The following is an 18,593-nucleotide window of genomic DNA, read 5'->3' on the forward strand; positions in this document are numbered from 1 at the left end:
GGGGATGAAATTTATTTATGCAACAAAGCCAACGAAAAGTGCAAGTTAATTGGTCTATAACTATCCTCAAACTCGAAATATTCACCAATTTCTTTCATATATTGATTTACTTTAGCTGATGCAGCCTCTAAATCATTTTTTACATTGTATTTCTCTAACTTTCCCTCAACTTCATTAAGCCTTTTACGTAAGTCTTTAGCTTGTTCGTCGAGCTCACTTTCGTTTGTAGAATTCAGAGTTTCCAACATTACAATTAAATTGGCTTTAGTTTTTAAAATATTTTCATATAAGCTTTTTTCTTTTTCAATTTGCTTTTCTGTAATTTCAATTTTTTTAACCTGACTACTTAAATAATTCACCTTCTCGGACATTTCTTCAATCTTGCGATTAACGTCTGCCAATGAAGTTTGAAATTTAGCTCTCATTGGTCGTAGTGAAGTTACATTATGAGAAATTTTGGTAATAGCATTCTGTAGTTTCTTAGCACTATCGCTTAATTGATGTTGCTCTGTTTGACAAAAAGGGCATGTAATTGTAGCGATATGAACTTTATTAGGTGCAGTAAATTTCTGACTATTCTCAATAAATCTATCTTCTTCTCTTATATGATGATTTATTGAGGCGGCCTGCCTTTGTAGTGCTCTTAATTCGGCTGTCTTCGCATTCAAATGTTTTTTGAGATCAATATAATACTCGGTAGATGCATTAGAACTGTGAACAATACGTTCAGGTACAATTAGATGCTCTAAAGTATTTATTGCTTGTTGAGGATTCCATAAAACTTGGTTAATTGGGATCAGTTCCTCACGGCTTCCCATCAATGAGTATAAATAATCTAGCATCGGAGCGATGTGTTCTTTATGCTTTTCAACTACCCTTTTCTTCACATCTTGTTCACGCTTCAAGCCATTTAATTGAGATAATAATTGTTCACGCTCTTGAGAAAAGATGAAGAAATCTTGATCAACAAATCCTAGAAACATTTTGATGTGATCAATAATCTGATCACGTTTTTCTTTCTCATCAAATCGATAAAATAGAGCATGCTTATTTGCAATCAAATTCTGATGTTGAAGCATAAATGAGGTAAAGCTACGTATTGTAGGTGTAGGTGATTTACGATTAGAACGTCTTTCTCTCCCAAATAATGATTCATCAACATCATTAATTATTATGAAATAACTACGGAGGCTCTTCTTAAAATCTTCAATCGGTCTAAAATAAGAGTCATCAAAATAACTTTTTTTAATAACTTCTGGTTCGTAACCATCTACTTTTCTTAGGAAAGCTTTATTGTTCATTTCTGGTCGTCGAGCAATAACAATATTCTGCTCTTCAATTTGTAAATAAACATAATATGTATCGGCACTTTCAGTAATTACACCTTTCGGTACAGTATATTCACTACTTCCGAAGCAATAATCAAAAATTTCAATCAGAGCGCTTTTACCTGTTGAAGACTTCCCTGTTACAACATTTAGACCTTGTTTGAATCTAACAACATGCTTCCGACCTAATTTGTCCAAAACCCCTAGTTCATGAATAAAAGTTTTCATCGTGGCTGAACCCCTAAAAAATCATAAATTTCGACAACTGAATAATCGCTCAATAAACGAGCTAAAAGAGTTGCATTCTTATGAACAACAAATGGTTGATTATTATTAGCATTTAGAATAAGCATCAAATTTTCACTATTAAAATCCAACCATTCATTGGCTAAACAATAATATATCGATTGCTCGGTAAGATTTTTGAATTCATCAATTCGTTCTTGTAGATCAAAAAATTCCTCTCTTTTTCTAAAAATAGTCCAAAGAGTACTATTTTTTTTAATATTTTTTAATCTTTGAGAGAATATAGGGTGACTACATAACGGTATAACTAATTGCGAAAGTAAGAGATTATTTTCTATAGGCTCTAAACTATTATAAAAGCTAGCAATATAATCACCATACTTAAAGGGATTATAATGAATGGTGTAGATATCATCAATAATACTACTCATGGTTCAACTTTCCATTTCAAAACTTGTTTCTCATCATCCATAGCATCATGAATAAGACCATTTTTATATTCTCTTGGAGGTAAGTGACCATCAATAGGTAGTGAATTTTCTACTATTGTTTTATTATAAAAAAGCTTAGAAGATTTTAAATAATCAACAGCTTCTAACTGTGCAGTTGAGTAATTTGTTTTTAAAATTTTAATAATTCTTTTTTGATAATCTTTTGTTTTAGCAGCATATAATGGGAATTCATGTAACTCCTCAGTTAAAGAGTTCTGTAATTCAATATAATTACTAATCGCTTCATCAATACAAGAGTGATGATCAATATCATGTATCTTCTGAACGAATAATTTTTTTTGATGAATTTCTAGTTCAGTATCGGTAGCTTCATATCCAACAAATGGGGGAAATGTAAAATCCTTTTTACAGTAAGTTGCGGTAAGTTCTTCACATTTTGCATCAAAATCCTTTTTTTTCACTTCCCAAGATGTTTTACCCGCCAAATTATAAACAAAGCCGATTAGACCATCTAAATAACGTTCTTGATTATTCTTTGGAATACCTATAGGACGTTCTAAGATAGTTCTCTTTATTGCTTCATGATCATCCGCCTCTATATAAAGGTTAACTTTCGCGATGACTTGAATTAGCTTATTAGAGTCCGTCTCCATCACTTTTTTTTGGAATGTAACTACTGCTTTAGGTTCTTTTGCCTCTAACTCATCTTTAGTACGTTCACTGTATATATCTTGAAGTACATTAAAACGCTGTTGAGCATCTAAGGTATTCCAATCCTTAAATCGGGTTGTAACACCAAATGGCTGTGTTGTATGAAGAACTAAAGCTCCATATTTTTCATGTTCAAATTTTGGGTCTAACCAGTTTTTTAAAGTTTTCCAAAAATTTTCATGATGATCACCAAGAGTATCTGCATAGTTTTTTACCTCAATTTGGACGGAATTTTCGGGTTTTTCACCCGACACACTTACATCTCCATCTCTTTCAAAAAAAATAGACTGATCACTTTCTAAAGAAAAACATTTATTGATTCCAATTAAAAATTGATAATGAAATGCTAAAGCTGTGGTCAATGCTGCATTTTTTGTAAGGCCTTTATTCATGCGTTACCCTATTTTTTTCATGAATACACAATTGATATTAGCTAAGAATAATTTCTATCGTCCCAATACGTCTAGTTTTCATATTTTTAAAAACATAAGTTATGTTCAACTTTACATCTTAAAGCGTCAGATATGAAGTAACAACTTAAAAATCTAATTATAAAACTTCTATATCATTTAGAATTAATTTAATAAATATAAACCTTCATGTCCATTCCTTCTATACTCTTAAAAATTCATACATCAGATTTTCAAAAAATATCTTAAGCCAGAATGGTTATATACTATATCCAGCACGACAGTATGTTCAACTTTATTCGGACTATAGAAGAGAATAGAAAAGGGTTATATCTTTTCTATTCTTTAGAAAATTTATAAGGATATAAGTCAACGATAGGTTCTGATGAAGTTATTCTCTAGATAGCGATTAGAATAATTATTCTCGAACCAACGCATCATATCTTTTCCAAAATATATATTAGTGTATATACGACTATCGACTCCTATCGCAGATATTGTCTGCCAAGAACGTGTCATGATCGAGACTGGACTACCATTTTTATCAAACTCAACAAATGCAGGATCAGCATCATATCGATTAGATGCTCCATTAAAGTTAGTAATTGCTTGTCTTAAGTTATTGTTAATCGCAGCATTCACACTTTTCTTATACATTCGAACCTCATTACCTCTAGCAAGTGCTTGTTCGATAAATAATTTAGCAGCAAGATCCTTCTCAGAAATATACATACCATTATCAATTCGGCGATTAGCTTCGGAAAAATTAGCTTGATGAGTTATATATTTCTCTAAGAAAATCGCATCAAACGTTCTTTTCTCTAATTTATACTTATCATTCAATAATACTTTATTTAAAGTAATGGAATTATTTTCGCTTTCAGATGAAAGTACTAAAAACTTATTTCTAATATTTTCGTCATGCATTTGTTCCCAAGCTTTCACATTCCCCTTACCGATCCATCCATCATATGCTTGAACACCTTTTGAAATAGACGTTATCGTTGAGTTTGTAGCTTGTTGCATCTGCTGGCAACCAGCTAAAGTAACTACCAAAATGCAACTTATCGTTAATGCCATCTTTTTCATTTGTAACCCTCTTACATGTCAAAATGAGGATTATAATCCGTGGACTATTAATCCGCAAAAAATAATAGTTCTATTCTTTGTGGGAATAGAATTTATGCAGGACTTATCAGAAAAAATTGGAAATTCAATTCGAAAAAAACGTAAAGAAAAAAGTATCAGTCAGGAAAAACTTGCCCTACTTTGCAATATTGATAGGAGTTACTTAGGTCGTATTGAAAGAGGTGAAGTCAATATTACTATTCTAAAACTATATGAAATATCTAATGTTTTAGAGACTAATGCTAAAGAGTTTCTACCAGATTTTTAATATAGTAAATATTGAATTTATTTATAATTTTCAATTAGTTTATGGTGATACTTATTAGTCTTTCTCTGTGAACAACTCTTCTATTTCATCCCAATCAGGGAGAACGTGTTTCTTTTGTTCAATTCCAAACTGTAATTCAACCTCATCTAGAATACGTTCAAAGATATCAAAAGCTCCTGTGAAACGACCATTCTCAATTTCAGAAATTGTAGTCTTATTGATCCTTGTCAATTCGGATAGTTTTTTCTGAGTGTAGCCTTTGGATTTTCTTGCTTCTTTTACTTTTTTTCCGATTTCAACTCTATTTGCCATCGTTTCCCACCATAAATATTAGCCATATAGCTAACATCATATAAAAATTTGCTAAAGTTAGCTATATAGCTAACTTATATAATATCTATTAATCCTATATTCAGTGGCACAATGAATAGGAATGAACATTTCTAGATAGAAAAAATACTTCTAAAAAGTTTAAAATTTTTAATGGTTATACTCTCAATCACAATACAAGAGCATAGACTAACTTATAGAGGTTTTTTTGGAAAAAACTATGCTAGAGAAAAAAGCAATTTTAGGTAAAGCTGTGTTCAATGCAGCAACACAACTTGGCATTGATGAAGCAAAGTTAGCAGCTATTCTAGATATAAATTATTCAGCATTAATTAGTTTAAAGAATAAACAGCTATTAGACCCAAAATCAAAACAAGGAAAGCAGGCGCTATTACTGATCCAAATGGTTAAAAATTTGAATAACTTAGCGGGTGGTGACCCCCAAATAATTCATCATTTCATGAATACCCCAAATAGCATGACAAAAGGTGTTCCATTACAACAACTTGATACACCTCATGGCTTAAAAATAGTTTCAATATGTATAAACATCATGTCGAAAAAATAGCCTTAAAATTGTCTATTATTTGTCTAATTCATCATGAATTCGCTGCCAATGATTTGATACTTGTCTCTTAATTGATTCATCACCTATTTTTGCTGAAGCTCTATATGCATAAGTTATAAAATTGCGCTGTTTTTTAGCTAAATGACTATACATACGATAAATCTTTCTACGATAAGGTCTCGTTCCATTTTGATTTGCCTTATTTTTCGAAGACCTCACCTTCGAAACTAATCTTCTATAATAGTTAGATAAGCTAGATGAACGAATTAGAACTTTTTTACCATCGTAAATAAAACCCAAATATTGCAATGGCCTGTAAGCTTTAGATACCGCATCAATAGCAATTAAGTTTCCAGAATTATTGATGAATTGAATTTTCTCAACTTTAGTTGGGTTTATTTTGAGTTGTGAACCGCCATACTCATATAAAGCTTCCTCTAAAGCGTTGTAGATATCATCAATTGCGAATTCTTGGGGAAATAAGACAATAATATCATCACAATAACGTCGATATATTCCACCTTTTTTTTCTATCAAATCACAGCAATATTGATCAAAATCAAACATATAAATATTAGAAAGTATGGCCGACATTGGAGATCCTTGAGGAATACCATAGCGCTTGCCATCTATCCTTTCAGGAAACTGGATTAAGTATCTAAATGACCCGTCTGGCTCAGGGAACTTATATTTTCGAATATTTCTAAAATCATTTAGAGCCCCATGATATCCACTTGTTTTTTTCCTCAATGGATTAGGAATTTTTTCACCTAAACGTTTTCTATTAGATTTATCTGGCCATCCCAAAGCAAGTAATGCATCTTCTATATTCATAAATGAATAATTCGTTAAAGACTTAAAAACCATGTAGTGATCTTCAGATAGACGCTCTACATTATTAACTCTTTGCCACTGTTTTTTTAATATGTCATGATCCAGCGTGTCGAAAAAACTTGATAAATCAATTGTTAGAACATTACATCCTTGAGTTTGAGAAATCCAATCAAAAACTTCTTTAGCGAAATCAATATTTGATTTTTCTAATGAACGATATGCCAATACTGAACTATTTAAGGATATATCCTTAATCAAACTTTCATATTTTTTATCAAGAAGATATGAGTAGTAAGCATAAATATAACCATCTCTATTTGCTGCATACCTCAATGGACGAATTTTAGATATCCTACGAGTCAGCCCGTTATGTTTTCTAATTTTTCTAATACTTTGATCAAAACCAATAAATGGCAAAAACCAGTGTTTGGATACTTTATCTGGATCTGAAACTAATGAATAGGCAGAGTGAATATCTAAAGGAGTATCGAAATGTATTCTCGATTTTCCTCTACTGGCAGTAGAACCTTTTAACCGATGCTTTTTATCGTATATTTCTTCTTTATATTGATCGAAATTCAACAAAATAATTCCATTTAGCAGATCCGCAAGGGCTTGTGGCGCGTCTCACGTTACTTACGCCCTGCGGAGTCTTCAAACTTTGGTTTAAAAACTTCTTAAACCCAGCACTAGATTTAGTCAAAAAACCGCTTTGACCAACGCATTAAACTTAACATGCTATAATACTACTGGAGAGAGTATGATCACAAACCACTTGATAATGATATTGTTAGTGCTGAAACCATGGAGTGCCTTACTCGCTAGGTTCCTTACTACAATACTGCTTAACAAACTGCTTGACAGTTCAAACCGCCCCCCTTTGCGACCTAAGAAACCTATTGCTAGGAAACCTACCCCAAAGGCACTAATAATTTATTAAAAAATATGAATGAATTCAATAGTTAGTTTTAATTTTTTGCGCCCAAAAATTGAAAATCCTCATCCCATTACAAGGCTTTAATTCTCTATGACTCTAAAAGCTAATAATGAAAAGAACTTCAACCTGAGATAAATAATATATATTTCTTAATTGTAAGAGCTTAAAAAAGGAAATTTCAATTGTCGTTTTAAAGGAAAAAGGAAATTTCAACTGTCGTTTTATGCAGTTTTCAATTGTCGCACAAAAGCATAACCTATTGATTTATATATATAGCCAGAGAAATTTCAATTGTCGTTTTTCGTTATAAAAATAGAGCCATCAGGCTCTATTTTTTTACGTCAACAATTGGATTCGAAGTTTGCAAGATCACGACATGACCTACTACACTATCTATCCTACAAATTATCAATTGTAGATACTTCTTATCCCCAGCCCTGCGATCAACCAACAAAGCATTAACATCATCCAAGTATGCATATGGATTGATCCAGCATCATGCGACTCAGGTTTAAACATAGGTCGTGCATCAAACTTAGCAGAATTAAATTCCAAATCATGGAACAAATAAGGGTAATAATACGTTCGAATCTGTTTATGGTAATTTGCAATCTGATCCTGATAGTGCAATTGCGCAGGTAGATCGGTATTTGCAAATTGATGTAAGGCAACTTGCGCACCAACACCCGGCAAGAACCATCCAATACGATCAGTCCATGCCTGACGTTTCAACAATCCTTCACGATATTGCTGTGCTTGTCCAGCCACACTCTCATCCCCTACTTGATGAAAAGCAAAATACCATTTCCATTGAAAGCCTTTTGCCAACGGCGCAGTATCTTTCAACTCAGGATGACTCTCGAAAAAGCGTTGCATGGTTTGTTCTCTTGGAACTTCCCAAGCGCCATGCACGATCTGACGTTGTGCTAGCATTAAATCTACCCCTTGATGGACAGGAATAGTACGAACCAAAGCAACATTTGCTAATGTTGGGAGCACTAACGTCAACATCACCCAAGTTCCCATCAATGCAGTAGCATTGGTTACTGAGCGCCACCCCCGTGTAGCAACAAGTAACGCAAGTCCAACCCAAAAAGCCAAATAACTTGCCACGATGAATACAACCATACTCACCGTCGTCCATGCAGTACCCGCAACAACGGCACCAATTAACACGGGTACAACCAAGCAAGTTAAAAGCAGACCATATCGCAATGCAACACGACGTCGCCAAATACGTGTTCCATCAGGTAGTGAGAGCAATAAACCTAAGCGACCAGACTGACGTTCTACAGAGATCAGATCATGTAACAGTGCGATCACAAATAAAGGAACCAGATAAATCAGTACAAATGCAAAATCAAATCGACCCGACAATGCCAATTCAGGATTGAATACTTCTCCTTCATATAGCTGTGCCTGTAAACCCAAAGCCCGCACTCGCAATACATAAGGTGCTGCATCGCGTAATCCCAACGCTAAAAAAGCAGCATCAGACGGTGCATCCCAAGTATTATGAAAAGTATAATACGCTGGATAACCAACATTGCCTGCATCGGCATATTGATCAGCTATGGCCGCTACATCTTGTTCATGAATAGAAGCTAAATGTTCAATTGTCTGGTGTTGCCGTTCAACTTCTTTTAAGCCAGACCATACCGACATGGTTGTCAGAGCCAATAGTAAGAGAATGGCCACGACAGAGAGAGTTGATCGTTGAAACAAACGCCATTCATGTATTAACCATTTCATCGTACAATTCTCCCGAGTCGGCTAGCTTGGACCCATGTGGCAATAGCGAGAGCGACTAACCACAACAATAAAATACTGCCAGCAGGTACAATTTGTTGCCCAGTTTCAGAGACTGTTCTAGGTTTAAACTCAAATGTTGGGAAAGACTGCCAATGCTTGTGGTCAATACGATTTTCCTTATTTTTATCCGTATCATCCGCATAACTTAACGCTTCTGCTTGAAGCCGATTCAACCCTTGAATCAAGTCGTAACGGTAATGCTCTCCTTGCTCTAAGAAACGACGGAAATTATCTAAATCTGTGCCTGAGGCTGTCATCGAAAGACGACGTAATGCCAATGTTGGGCTGAGCCATCCAAACCGATCAACGATTTGGTTTTGTTGTGCTTGTAAGTCAAGCGTTGCTGTTGCATAGCGGTTAAACAATTCTGTAGATTGACGTTCACCCTCCATACCGACTAAGCCTTTAAAATTGACTGGCAAATCCTCAATACGTGTAACACCATATTCTTTTAACACTTTATCCCGAAACTCAGTGAACTTCGGATCATCTGGATTATGTGCATCACCTAATGCTCGATATTCACGTTGTGCATTAATTTCATTTTCCATACGGGTTGGTAGCTCGATGGTTGTATTGACAATATCGGGTATCCAGCGTGGTAATAAAATGACCATTACCGCCCAAACTGCTAGCATCGCTAAAAGCACATCACGGGTACGTGCAAATAAGCTAGACATCAATACAACTGCGAAAGTCCATATCAGCAACCAGATGATATAACCTGCCGAAAGCCACAACACAAATGACCATAATGTCTGCCCACTCATCGCCATCCAGCCTAATGCTAAAAGTGCAGGTAAAATGATCAGTCCAGCAAAACCAGTAAGTGCCAGCAACTTACCCATAACCAGTTGCCGACCACTCACCCCTTGTGCCAATAAAACCCGCAAGGTGCCCGATTCACGTTCACGTACCACCCCTGAATGCCCAACAAAAATTAATAGCAGTGGTGCCAACACTTGTAGAACAAAAGCAGGAGTCAACTGACCAAAACGTAATAACAAAGAGGATTGGCGTACATCACCAAAGTTTGCACTATTCTGCCGATGCCCTTCTAAAAACAACGTATTACCGGTATAAGCATCAATACCAGTATCAAATGCGGCCAATGGATTGAGTGGTCGAAATACGAAATGTCCATAATGAACCATTCGGTGGGGATGGCGATCAGGTTGGGCTTCAAACTCATGATTAACCTGTGCCTGATAATGCGCTCGCTCAGCATTGGTTTGATTTTGATGTTCCCAAGCATTAAATGTTGCGACCAACATTAAGACCAAGAGTAATAACAAACCAAAAACAGCAACTCGGTTTCGAAACAAATAACGCCATTCTTCGCGGGCGATTCGCTTCACAACACTCATAGCTCATATCCTGCATAACGACGGTGCAATGCACGTACATCAAAGCGATCAACACCTGTTGCAGCCACCTCCTCAACCAAACGCCCTGCATCCAAGAAGCCAATACGATCCGCAACATCAGCCGCACTGAGCAAGTCGTGCGTAACCATTAAAATAGCAACGCCTTGTTCCCTTAACACACCTAATAATCGGTTAAATTCAGTCGTTGCCTGCGGATCAAGTCCAGAAGTCGGCTCATCCAATAGCAATGCTGGTACCTTACGCGCTAAAGCTAAAGCAATCGCAACTTTTTGACGCATGCCTTTAGAAAATCCACCAACACGGCGATCAAAAGCATCTTGAGCCAATCCTGCTGCCGCCAATGCTTGGTCAATAGTATCCTGACTTACATTTTGATCCGCTAAATCAAGTAAATAAGCAACATTTTCGCGTGCACTCAAATGCTCATACAGTGCAACATTTTCTGGAATATAGGCAATATTGCGTCGAGCTTCAGCCGCTTGTGCAATCGGATCAACCCCCTGTACACGTACTCGTCCCGCTTGAGGTGCTAAGAAACCAAGAAAGAGGCTTAGTGTTGTGGTCTTACCAGCACCATTAGCACCAAGCAATGCATAAATTTCACCAGGTAAGATATGTAAATCTAGTTGTTGCAGAATCGTTTTGTTGCCATAACCAGCAACAACCGCACTAGCCTCTAACACATAATCACTGGCAGCAGTGATTGTAGAAGGTCGCTTAAGTTTATCTATATTCACACGGAACCCTTTTTTCAATCAAAAGTGCGAAACTCACACTGGATTAGTTACGGACCAATGGCATAAAGGATTGATCAATCTCTTTATGATCCATATTTCGTTTTAAAACTGATCATTCAACCCCATTTCAAAATCTATTGCCGCTCCATAAAAACTTGTGTCCTGCTTTTTGCGGTTATGGCATAAAGCTCAGCTTTTAGATTTTCAGCAAAATAATGCGATGCTTTATTGTTCGATTTATTATCAATACTGGTCTTTTAACCTATTGTTCATTTGTTCAAAGTGGTTCATATCTTCGAATTGATCTCGATACGCTGTCTGAATCACTGTTTTATCTGCGCTTGTATAACTCAAATGCATAAAATATCAACAATATCAATATCTAAAGCACACAACCCTATAGGCTTAAACAGTTTCAATGATCTTGTAATTCCAGAACGATCACTTTATCGAAACAATGAGATAGAAGACTAAATGATACATTATAACATAACACTTGGTGGATTTATAACATAAAATTTGATTCTGTTAATACAGAAATTGAATGCTTGATATAAAAATGTTCATCTCAAATGTTTTATTGTTTTCTTAATGGTTCTCTTTTTTACGCATAGGTTCCACGACATTAACCCATAAAAAAATAGAGCCATCAGGCTCTATTTTTGATCTATTCAAGCTGTTATAGCCGATTTCGCTAGAACTTCTGCCATTGCTTTTGCAACTTTATACACATTGTTCATGTTGAGACCTGCAACGCAGATACGACCACTGCGCACAAGGTAAATTGCATATTCTTCACGTAAGGTGTCGACTTGCTCGCCTGTCAAACCTGTGTAGCTGAACATGCCTTTTTGGTTTACAAGGTAGCTAAAATCACGGTCAGGAAGTGCTTTCGTCAACTCATCTTTTAAGATGCTACGCATTTTGATAATACGCTCATGCATCTCTTTGACTTCACCTTGCCATTGTTGATTTAGATCAGCGTCATTGAGCACTTGATCAACCAACCATGCACCTGTTGTTGGTGGGCTAGAGTAGATACGACGTACCGTTGCTTTTAACTGACCGAATGTGCATTGTGCTGCTTCAGCATCGTCACATACGAAGGTTAAACCGCCAACACGCTCACCATAAAGTGAGAAGATTTTAGAGAATGAGTTGCTGACGATGAAGTTCAAACCTGCTTGGTCTAAAGCACGAATTGCATAAGCATCTTGCTCCATACCATCGCCAAAGCCTTGGTAAGCGATGTCGAGGAATGGAATCAGATTACGCTCTTTTAATACCGCAATCACTTGATCCCACTGCGCTGGATTTAGATCCGCACCTGTCGGGTTGTGGCAGCACGGGTGTAATAACACGATGCTTTGTTCTGGCAAAGTTTTTAGTGTTGATAACATGCCGTCAAAATCAACACCACGAGTTTCTGCATCGAAGTAAGGATAGTAGTTGCTCTTGATACCCGCACCGTTGAAGATCGCAACATGGTTATCCCACGTTGGTTGGCTCACCCAAACTTCTGAATTTGGGAAATAGGTTTTTAAAAAGTCTGCACCCACTTTTAATGCACCTGAACCACCCAGCGTCTGAATGGTTGCAACACGACCTTGTTGAATTGCAGGGCTATTTGCACCAAACAATAACGCTTGAATCGCATCACGGTAAGGTTTGAAACCTTCCATTGGAAGATAAAGTTTGGTTTTATCATTTTTAGGTGCAATACGTTTTTGCGCTTCGATAATGGTATCGAGCTGTGGAACGATACTGTCCTCGTTGTAATACAAACCAATACTTAAATTAACCTTTTCAGCGCGTGAATCAGCATTAAACTGTTCCATTAACGAGAGGATTGGATCGCCTGCATAAGGTGGGATATATTGAAACATTAAACAATTCATCCTTTTATTGAATCACACTCATGCACATGAGGTTCTTCATTCAATTGATCAATAAAAATATAGGACTGAGTATGACTCAGCCCTATTGAGAAAGACTTTCAAAAATATTAGAAATTAATCCGTACCTAAAGCAACGCTAGGTTGAGCATTTTTCAATTTTCGTAATTTCACTGCATAGGCCAACATGAGACAGAGAATCCATGCAGGAATCATCATCACAGCAATACGCATATCTGGTGAAAGTGACATCACGACTAGAATACCCAGCATAAAGACAATGCACAGATAGTTACTAAATGGATAAGCAATGCTTGGGAATTTAGTGGTCTGTCTTTGTGCCTGCATCGCTTTACGGAACTTGAGATGGGTCCATGAAATCACGATCCAGTTAATGACAATCGCAGCGACAACCAACATCATCAATAACGCAAAAGCTTTCTGAGGAAACAGGTAGTTGATCACTACACATAACACTGTCACAAAAGCAGAAACCAATACTGCATTGGTTGGAATACCACGTTTATTGATCTGCTTTAAGAATTTTGGAGCATTGCCCTGCTGAGCCAAACCTAACAACATACGGCTACTGCAATAACTTGTACCGTTATATACCGAAACAGCAGCCGTCAAAATGACGAAGTTCAGCATCGTCGCTACACCGTGGCTGTCCAAAGAAGCAAATACCATCACAAAAGGACTACCGCCTTCTGCCATTTGGTTCCAAGGGAACAATGCAAACAGAATAAATAACGTAGCGATATAAAAAATCAGAATACGGTAAATAATTTGGTTAACGGCTTTAGGTAAAGTTTTATCTGGATCACGCGCTTCTGCTGCCGTAATACCAAACAATTCAATTCCACCGAAAGCAAAGATAATCACCGCCATCGCCATGATTAGTCCTTCAACACCAAATGGGAAGAAACCACCCAATGCCCAAAGATTACTAATCCCCGCTTGTGGACCAGCTGTACCTGTTGCCAACAAATAAGAACCGAAGCCAATCATGGCTAAAATGGCTAAAATTTTGACGATAGAGAACCAAAACTCCATTTCGCCAAAGAGTTTGACATGTAATAAGTTGATACCGTTAATTAACAGGAAAAACGCCAATGCGGATGCCCATGTTGGAATCTCGGGCCACCAATATTGAATATAGAGTCCAATTGCAGTCAGCTCTGCCATACAGACCAGAATATTGAGTACCCAATAATTCCAGCCTGACATAAAGCCAGCAAATGAACCCCAATATTTGTGTGCAAAATGACTAAAAGAACCACTCACTGGCTCTTGAACCACCATTTCACCTAACTGTCGCATCATCATGAATGCAATAAATCCTGCGATTGCATAACCCAAGATGACGGACGGACCTGCGAGCTTAATCGACTGTGAGATACCGAGAAATAACCCTGTACCAATTGCCCCACCTAGCGCGATAAGCTGGATGTGCCGATTGCTCAAACCGTGTTTCAGGTTTCCTTGCTGTTGATTTGACATATGATTATTCTCATCCTTGTCACGTAATTTTCTTATCCAAAATTACGTATATCATAAATTAATCAGAAATGCCTAGTGTTGATCAAAAAATAATTGATTCACTTTTCTCATAACCGCGCATATAAACAGAAAATTCAACAAATAACAACAATTATGAAATATGTAATTAAATTATGTATTGCGTAATTAATTATTTTCAGTATGATAGAAATGATCAGCTACGGTTCAGAGCCTTGATGAAGCATAACAAGCGTGGTGTTTTTTAAATTTAGCCTTGTTTTTCATATATCTAATCAAGACTCAAAAATATTTATGGTAAATCCAGACAAAATTAAGACAAGGAAGGCAAACTCATGACACAGCATTTAACCTCTTTTCTTGAGATTGACTCACAATCTGATTTCACAATTCATAATTTGCCTTATGGAATTTTTAGTGAAAGCAACCCAGCACATAAACGTGTGGGTGTGGCAATTGGTGACTGGGTACTTGACCTTGCAGCCTTAACAGCACATGGCTTATTAAAAATTGAAGGAAATCAAGATTATTTCAATCAGCCAACATTGAACGCTTTTATCGAATCAGGTAAACAAAACTGGCAATACGTGCGTCAGACCTTACAAAGCTTGTTGTCTGCCAACAATCCAACCCTGCGTGACAATGCGGAACTACGTACTTTAGTTTTACGTCCACAAAATGCGGTAACTTTACACTTACCGATCCATGTCCCAGGCTATACCGATTTTTATTCATCTAAAGAACATGCCACCAATGTCGGTACCATGTTCAGAGATCCTAAGAATGCCCTATTACCTAACTGGAGTGAATTGCCAGTCGGTTATAACGGTCGTGCCAGTTCTGTGATTGTGAGTGGTACTGATATTGTCCGTCCATCTGGACAAATCAAATTACCGAATAGCGAGCGTCCAGTTTTCTCTGCAACACGTAAACTCGATTTTGAGTTAGAAACTGCATTTATCGTGGGTAAACCAACAAGCTTAGGTCAGCCCATAGCGATTGAAGATGCTTGGGATCATATTTTTGGTATGGTGTTATTAAATGACTGGTCTGCGCGTGATATCCAACAATGGGAATACGTGCCGCTAGGACCATTTAATGCCAAAACTTTTGCTAGCGCGATTTCACCATGGGTAGTGACTATGGATGCATTGGAACCTTTCAAAGTCAGAGGTCCAGTACAACAACCGCAGCCTCTCAGCTATTTACAAGAAAATATCGCCAACAGTTACGATATTCAACTCAGTGTCGAAATTCAAAGCCCGAAATCACAAACCGCCGATGTGATCTGTCAGACCAACTTTAAATATATGTACTGGTCGATGGCACAACAACTCACTCACCACACCATTGCAGGTTGTAATGTCCAAGTTGGTGATCTAATGGGTTCAGGTACGATCTCCGGACCAACGGAAGATTCTTATGGGAGTTTGCTTGAGCTAACATGGAATACAACCAAACCACTTACCCTTGCCAATGGTGAGCAGCGTGGCTTCTTGGAAGATGGTGATCGCGTCATTATGAAGGGTCACTGTGAAAAAGATGGTATTCGTATTGGTTTTGGCCAAGTCGAAAATACCATTCTTGCAGCACACCGCTTTGACTTTCAGGAAACTGAGGAAGTGAGCTATGAAACTGTATAGCTATTTCCGTAGTTCAGCCGCCTTTCGGGTACGAATTGCACTCAACCTAAAAGCACTTGCCTATGACACGCAGGCAGTGCATTTGGTTAAAAATGAGCAACAACTGGCAGATTATCAAGCACTGAATCCAAGCCAGTTGGTACCTACCCTCATGGATGCAGATCAACCGTTACTTCAGTCCATCAGTATCTTGGAATATCTGGAAGAAGCCTATCCAGCGATTGCCTTATTACCAACGGATCTTATTGCTCGCGCTCAAGTACGTGCATTTGCTCAAGCCATCGCTTGTGATATCCATCCACTCAACAACCTAAGAGTGTTGAAATACTTACAACATGAACTTGCGCTCGATGATACTCAAAAAAATCACTGGTATCAGCATTGGATTATTGAAGGTTTCCGTAGCTTAGAGGCACAACTTGGCCAATCCAATGGTCAGTTTTGTTTTGGTACACAAGCAACTTTTGCCGATTGCTGTTTGATCCCACAAGTCTATAACGCCAAACGTTTTAAAGTAGATTTGAGCGGATTTCCAAAAATTGAATCGATTTATCAACACTGTATGGCGCTTCCAGCATTTCATCAAGCTGCCCCTGAACAACAACCCGATTGGGAATAAAGATAAAAAGGAGCTTTATCATGACATTTGCAATTAAAAAGATTCACCACGTTGCCTACCGCTGCAAAGATGCCAAAGAAACAGTGGAATGGTACAAAACCATGTTGAATATGGATTTTATTTTGGCATTTGCCGAAGATCATGTCCCTTCAACCAAAGCCTTTGATCCTTATATGCATTTATTCCTCGATGCAGGTCAAGGAAATGTTTTAGCCTTCTTTGAGTTACCAACACAGCCTGAAATGGGACGTGATGAAAACACCCCTCAATGGGTACAACATATTGCCTTTGAAGTCGAAGATCAGGCTACATTGTTAAGAGCCAAAGAACATCTTGAAGCAAATGGTGTAAAAGTCCTTGGCGTGACCAATCATGGCATTTTCCATTCAATTTACTTCTTTGATCCAAATGGTCATCGTTTAGAACTCACCTATAACGATATTCATGCCGATGCCAAGATTGCGCGTATTACTGAAGAAATGAAAACTGAAATGTTAGAGGAATGGAGCCGAACCAAACGTGCCCCTCAACATACTCATTTTCTGCATGAAGAAGAGTTAGGCGTCTAAGTATGATCACTGTGAATAGAATGTCATTGAAAGATCTCATCACAAAAGTCTTAACAATGCATCGATTCACAGCATAAATGTAAGATTGATCGACATTGGAGTAGATTTGCTTCAATGTCGATTTTTTATGGTCGAATGTTGGCTGTGCTGAGACAGAAATCTGGTCGTCTGTTTTGCGACAAACACAATACTATCTCAACACAAAGCATTGTATGCTTATGCAATTCACCTATTTAAGTCATTAAAAAAGGTGATTTCTATTTTGTAACATGCTCAGGCATGATGTGTTGAACATTGAACCATCTATTCAAATCAAACGAATACGGCTAGATATCATGGGTATAAAGGGTTTATTGAATGATTGAAGAAAAGTTATCTGGTGGAGTTCAATCACTAGAGGTGGGTTTATCTGTACTCAATGCCCTTTTAGAACACAATAAACCCATTATATTAAAAGAGCTCTCCAGTAAACTGGATATGCATCCGGCTAAGGTTCACCGCTATTTAGTCAGCTTGATTCGGATGAATTACGCCAAACAGCTTGATGATGGTCAATATGCACTCGGCGATCAAGCGTGGCGATTAGGTCTAAATTGCATTCAACACACCGATGTATTACAGCTGGTTCAACATTTAATTTATGAGCTACAAAGCAAAATTGGTTGTGGTATTCAAATCAGCAAATGGTCGCCAAAAGGTCCGTTGGTGGTTCAGTCAATTGAGTCGAATCATCCAATTTCGATCGTGACCAAAGTTGGCTCGATCATGCCTTTGGTCAACTCTGCGGCAGGTCGTATTTTTGCTTCTTATTTACCAGAAGCGGTGATTCAGCCATTGATACACGCTGAATGGGAAAGAGCTGCCCATCATCACTACCCCATCAAACCTGCGAACTGGGATGAGTTCAAAAACCTCAAAGAAAATATCTTGCAAAACGGGATGGCAGTCGCTCAAGGTGACTTACTGGTGGGAATCAATGCCGTAGGACTACCGATCTTCAATGCGCATCAAGCGATGGAATTTTGTATTGTTGCATTGGATAGTGAAATGTTTTTCCCAGTCCATGAAGGCAGTGAAAAGCTCGAACTTTTCAAACGAGAAGTGGCAGCAATCAATCAATATATCAAAACGCGTTGATTCAAACCTATAGCAATAAAAAAAGCCAAGAAATTGATTTCTTGGCTTTTTGCTTTGGAT

Annotated in this window: 17 protein-coding genes; 6 read left to right on the forward strand and 11 right to left on the reverse strand. The window is 37.4% G+C overall.

Features of this window, described 5'->3' with window-relative positions; translation table 11 throughout:
* Positions 1-11: 11 nt before the first annotated feature.
* From DS737_RS12505 to DS737_RS12520, 4 genes are all read right to left on the reverse strand, one after another.
* Positions 12-1,556 (reverse strand): DUF3732 domain-containing protein, encoded by a 1,545-nt coding sequence (locus DS737_RS12505; protein WP_113997676.1) that lies wholly within the window; start codon positions 1,554-1,556, stop codon positions 12-14.
* Positions 1,553-2,005 (reverse strand): three component ABC system middle component, encoded by a 453-nt coding sequence (locus DS737_RS12510; protein WP_113997677.1) that lies wholly within the window; start codon positions 2,003-2,005, stop codon positions 1,553-1,555. The genes DS737_RS12505 and DS737_RS12510 overlap by 4 nt, the downstream gene beginning before the upstream one ends.
* Positions 2,002-3,129 (reverse strand): hypothetical protein, encoded by a 1,128-nt coding sequence (locus DS737_RS12515; RefSeq protein WP_113997678.1) that lies wholly within the window; start codon positions 3,127-3,129, stop codon positions 2,002-2,004. Before DS737_RS12515 ends, DS737_RS12510 begins: the two co-directional genes overlap by 4 nt.
* Before the next feature lie 387 nt (positions 3,130-3,516).
* Positions 3,517-4,173: a hypothetical protein gene (locus DS737_RS12520; RefSeq protein WP_228206828.1), complete on the reverse strand. Its 657-nt coding sequence runs from the start codon at positions 4,171-4,173 to the stop codon at positions 3,517-3,519.
* Positions 4,174-4,330: 157 nt separating this feature from the next.
* Between DS737_RS12520 and DS737_RS12525 the strand changes: the two genes are divergently transcribed.
* Positions 4,331-4,543 (forward strand): helix-turn-helix domain-containing protein, encoded by a 213-nt coding sequence (locus DS737_RS12525; RefSeq protein ID WP_113997997.1) that lies wholly within the window; start codon positions 4,331-4,333, stop codon positions 4,541-4,543.
* A 54-nt stretch (positions 4,544-4,597) separates the two neighbouring features.
* Here the strand turns inward: DS737_RS12525 and DS737_RS12530 are convergent, their stop codons facing one another.
* Positions 4,598-4,855 (reverse strand): helix-turn-helix domain-containing protein, encoded by a 258-nt coding sequence (locus DS737_RS12530; protein WP_113997680.1) that lies wholly within the window; start codon positions 4,853-4,855, stop codon positions 4,598-4,600.
* A gap of 238 nt (positions 4,856-5,093) precedes the next feature.
* Here DS737_RS12530 and DS737_RS12535 point away from each other — a divergent pair, with 238 nt between their 5' ends.
* On the forward strand, positions 5,094-5,441 hold the full coding sequence (locus DS737_RS12535; protein WP_113997681.1) for an antitoxin Xre-like helix-turn-helix domain-containing protein: 348 nt from the start codon (positions 5,094-5,096) through the stop codon (positions 5,439-5,441).
* A gap of 15 nt (positions 5,442-5,456) precedes the next feature.
* Here DS737_RS12535 and drt2 read toward each other — a convergent pair whose 3' ends face one another.
* The 6 genes from drt2 to DS737_RS12565 form a co-directional block, all read right to left on the reverse strand.
* Positions 5,457-6,857: an antiviral reverse transcriptase Drt2 gene (gene drt2, locus DS737_RS12540; protein ID WP_113997682.1), complete on the reverse strand. Its 1,401-nt coding sequence runs from the start codon at positions 6,855-6,857 to the stop codon at positions 5,457-5,459.
* A gap of 763 nt (positions 6,858-7,620) precedes the next feature.
* On the reverse strand, positions 7,621-8,964 hold the full coding sequence (locus DS737_RS12545) for a DUF3526 domain-containing protein (protein ID WP_113997683.1): 1,344 nt from the start codon (positions 8,962-8,964) through the stop codon (positions 7,621-7,623).
* Positions 8,961-10,391: an ABC transporter permease gene (locus tag DS737_RS12550; RefSeq protein WP_113997684.1), complete on the reverse strand. Its 1,431-nt coding sequence runs from the start codon at positions 10,389-10,391 to the stop codon at positions 8,961-8,963. The genes DS737_RS12545 and DS737_RS12550 overlap by 4 nt, the downstream gene beginning before the upstream one ends.
* Positions 10,388-11,149, reverse strand: a complete 762-nt coding sequence (locus DS737_RS12555) for an ABC transporter ATP-binding protein (protein ID WP_213068176.1) — start codon at positions 11,147-11,149, stop codon at positions 10,388-10,390. Before DS737_RS12555 ends, DS737_RS12550 begins: the two co-directional genes overlap by 4 nt.
* 671 nt (positions 11,150-11,820) lie before the next feature.
* A complete protein-coding gene (locus DS737_RS12560) occupies positions 11,821-13,035 on the reverse strand; it encodes an amino acid aminotransferase (protein ID WP_113997685.1) in 1,215 nt (404 codons plus the stop codon).
* 126 nt (positions 13,036-13,161) lie between these two features.
* Positions 13,162-14,547 carry an amino acid permease gene (locus DS737_RS12565; RefSeq protein ID WP_113997686.1) on the reverse strand — a complete coding sequence of 462 codons (1,386 nt, stop codon included), beginning with the start codon at positions 14,545-14,547 and terminating at the stop codon, positions 13,162-13,164.
* Positions 14,548-14,900: 353 nt separating this feature from the next.
* Here DS737_RS12565 and fahA point away from each other — a divergent pair, with 353 nt between their 5' ends.
* From fahA to DS737_RS12585, 4 genes are all read left to right on the forward strand, one after another.
* Positions 14,901-16,208, forward strand: a complete 1,308-nt coding sequence (gene fahA / locus DS737_RS12570) for a fumarylacetoacetase (protein WP_113997687.1) — start codon at positions 14,901-14,903, stop codon at positions 16,206-16,208.
* Positions 16,195-16,827: a maleylacetoacetate isomerase gene (gene maiA, locus DS737_RS12575; RefSeq protein WP_113997688.1), complete on the forward strand. Its 633-nt coding sequence runs from the start codon at positions 16,195-16,197 to the stop codon at positions 16,825-16,827. The genes fahA and maiA overlap by 14 nt, the downstream gene beginning before the upstream one ends.
* Positions 16,828-16,847: 20 nt before the next feature.
* Positions 16,848-17,396: a VOC family protein gene (locus DS737_RS12580; protein WP_075316089.1), complete on the forward strand. Its 549-nt coding sequence runs from the start codon at positions 16,848-16,850 to the stop codon at positions 17,394-17,396.
* Positions 17,397-17,753: 357 nt separating this feature from the next.
* The gene (locus DS737_RS12585; protein ID WP_109441647.1) at positions 17,754-18,533 is read left to right on the forward strand and encodes an IclR family transcriptional regulator; all 780 of its coding nucleotides are present in this window, start codon (positions 17,754-17,756) and stop codon (positions 18,531-18,533) included.
* Positions 18,534-18,593: the final 60 nt, after the last annotated feature.

This window comes from Acinetobacter haemolyticus (assembly GCF_003323815.1).
In the GTDB taxonomy this organism is placed as follows: domain Bacteria; phylum Pseudomonadota; class Gammaproteobacteria; order Pseudomonadales; family Moraxellaceae; genus Acinetobacter; species Acinetobacter haemolyticus.

Bases quoted from the DNA above. Each gene is read 5' to 3' on its own strand.
- DS737_RS12505 (WP_113997676.1), bottom strand. From the start codon at position 1,556: ATGAAAACTTTTATTCATGAACTAGGGGTTTTGGACAAATTAGGTCGG.
- DS737_RS12510 (WP_113997677.1), bottom strand. From the start codon at position 2,005: ATGAGTAGTATTATTGATGATATCTACACCATTCATTATAATCCCTTT.
- DS737_RS12515 (WP_113997678.1), bottom strand. From the start codon at position 3,129: ATGAATAAAGGCCTTACAAAAAATGCAGCATTGACCACAGCTTTAGCA.
- DS737_RS12520 (WP_228206828.1), bottom strand. From the start codon at position 4,173: ATGCAACAAGCTACAAACTCAACGATAACGTCTATTTCAAAAGGTGTT.
- DS737_RS12525 (WP_113997997.1), top strand. From the start codon at position 4,331: ATGCAGGACTTATCAGAAAAAATTGGAAATTCAATTCGAAAAAAACGT.
- DS737_RS12530 (WP_113997680.1), bottom strand. From the start codon at position 4,855: ATGGCAAATAGAGTTGAAATCGGAAAAAAAGTAAAAGAAGCAAGAAAA.
- DS737_RS12535 (WP_113997681.1), top strand. From the start codon at position 5,094: ATGCTAGAGAAAAAAGCAATTTTAGGTAAAGCTGTGTTCAATGCAGCA.
- DS737_RS12545 (WP_113997683.1), bottom strand. From the start codon at position 8,964: ATGAAATGGTTAATACATGAATGGCGTTTGTTTCAACGATCAACTCTC.
- DS737_RS12550 (WP_113997684.1), bottom strand. From the start codon at position 10,391: ATGAGTGTTGTGAAGCGAATCGCCCGCGAAGAATGGCGTTATTTGTTT.
- DS737_RS12560 (WP_113997685.1), bottom strand. From the start codon at position 13,035: ATGTTTCAATATATCCCACCTTATGCAGGCGATCCAATCCTCTCGTTA.
- DS737_RS12565 (WP_113997686.1), bottom strand. From the start codon at position 14,547: ATGTCAAATCAACAGCAAGGAAACCTGAAACACGGTTTGAGCAATCGG.
- fahA (WP_113997687.1), top strand. From the start codon at position 14,901: ATGACACAGCATTTAACCTCTTTTCTTGAGATTGACTCACAATCTGAT.
- maiA (WP_113997688.1), top strand. From the start codon at position 16,195: ATGAAACTGTATAGCTATTTCCGTAGTTCAGCCGCCTTTCGGGTACGA.
- DS737_RS12580 (WP_075316089.1), top strand. From the start codon at position 16,848: ATGACATTTGCAATTAAAAAGATTCACCACGTTGCCTACCGCTGCAAA.
- DS737_RS12585 (WP_109441647.1), top strand. From the start codon at position 17,754: ATGATTGAAGAAAAGTTATCTGGTGGAGTTCAATCACTAGAGGTGGGT.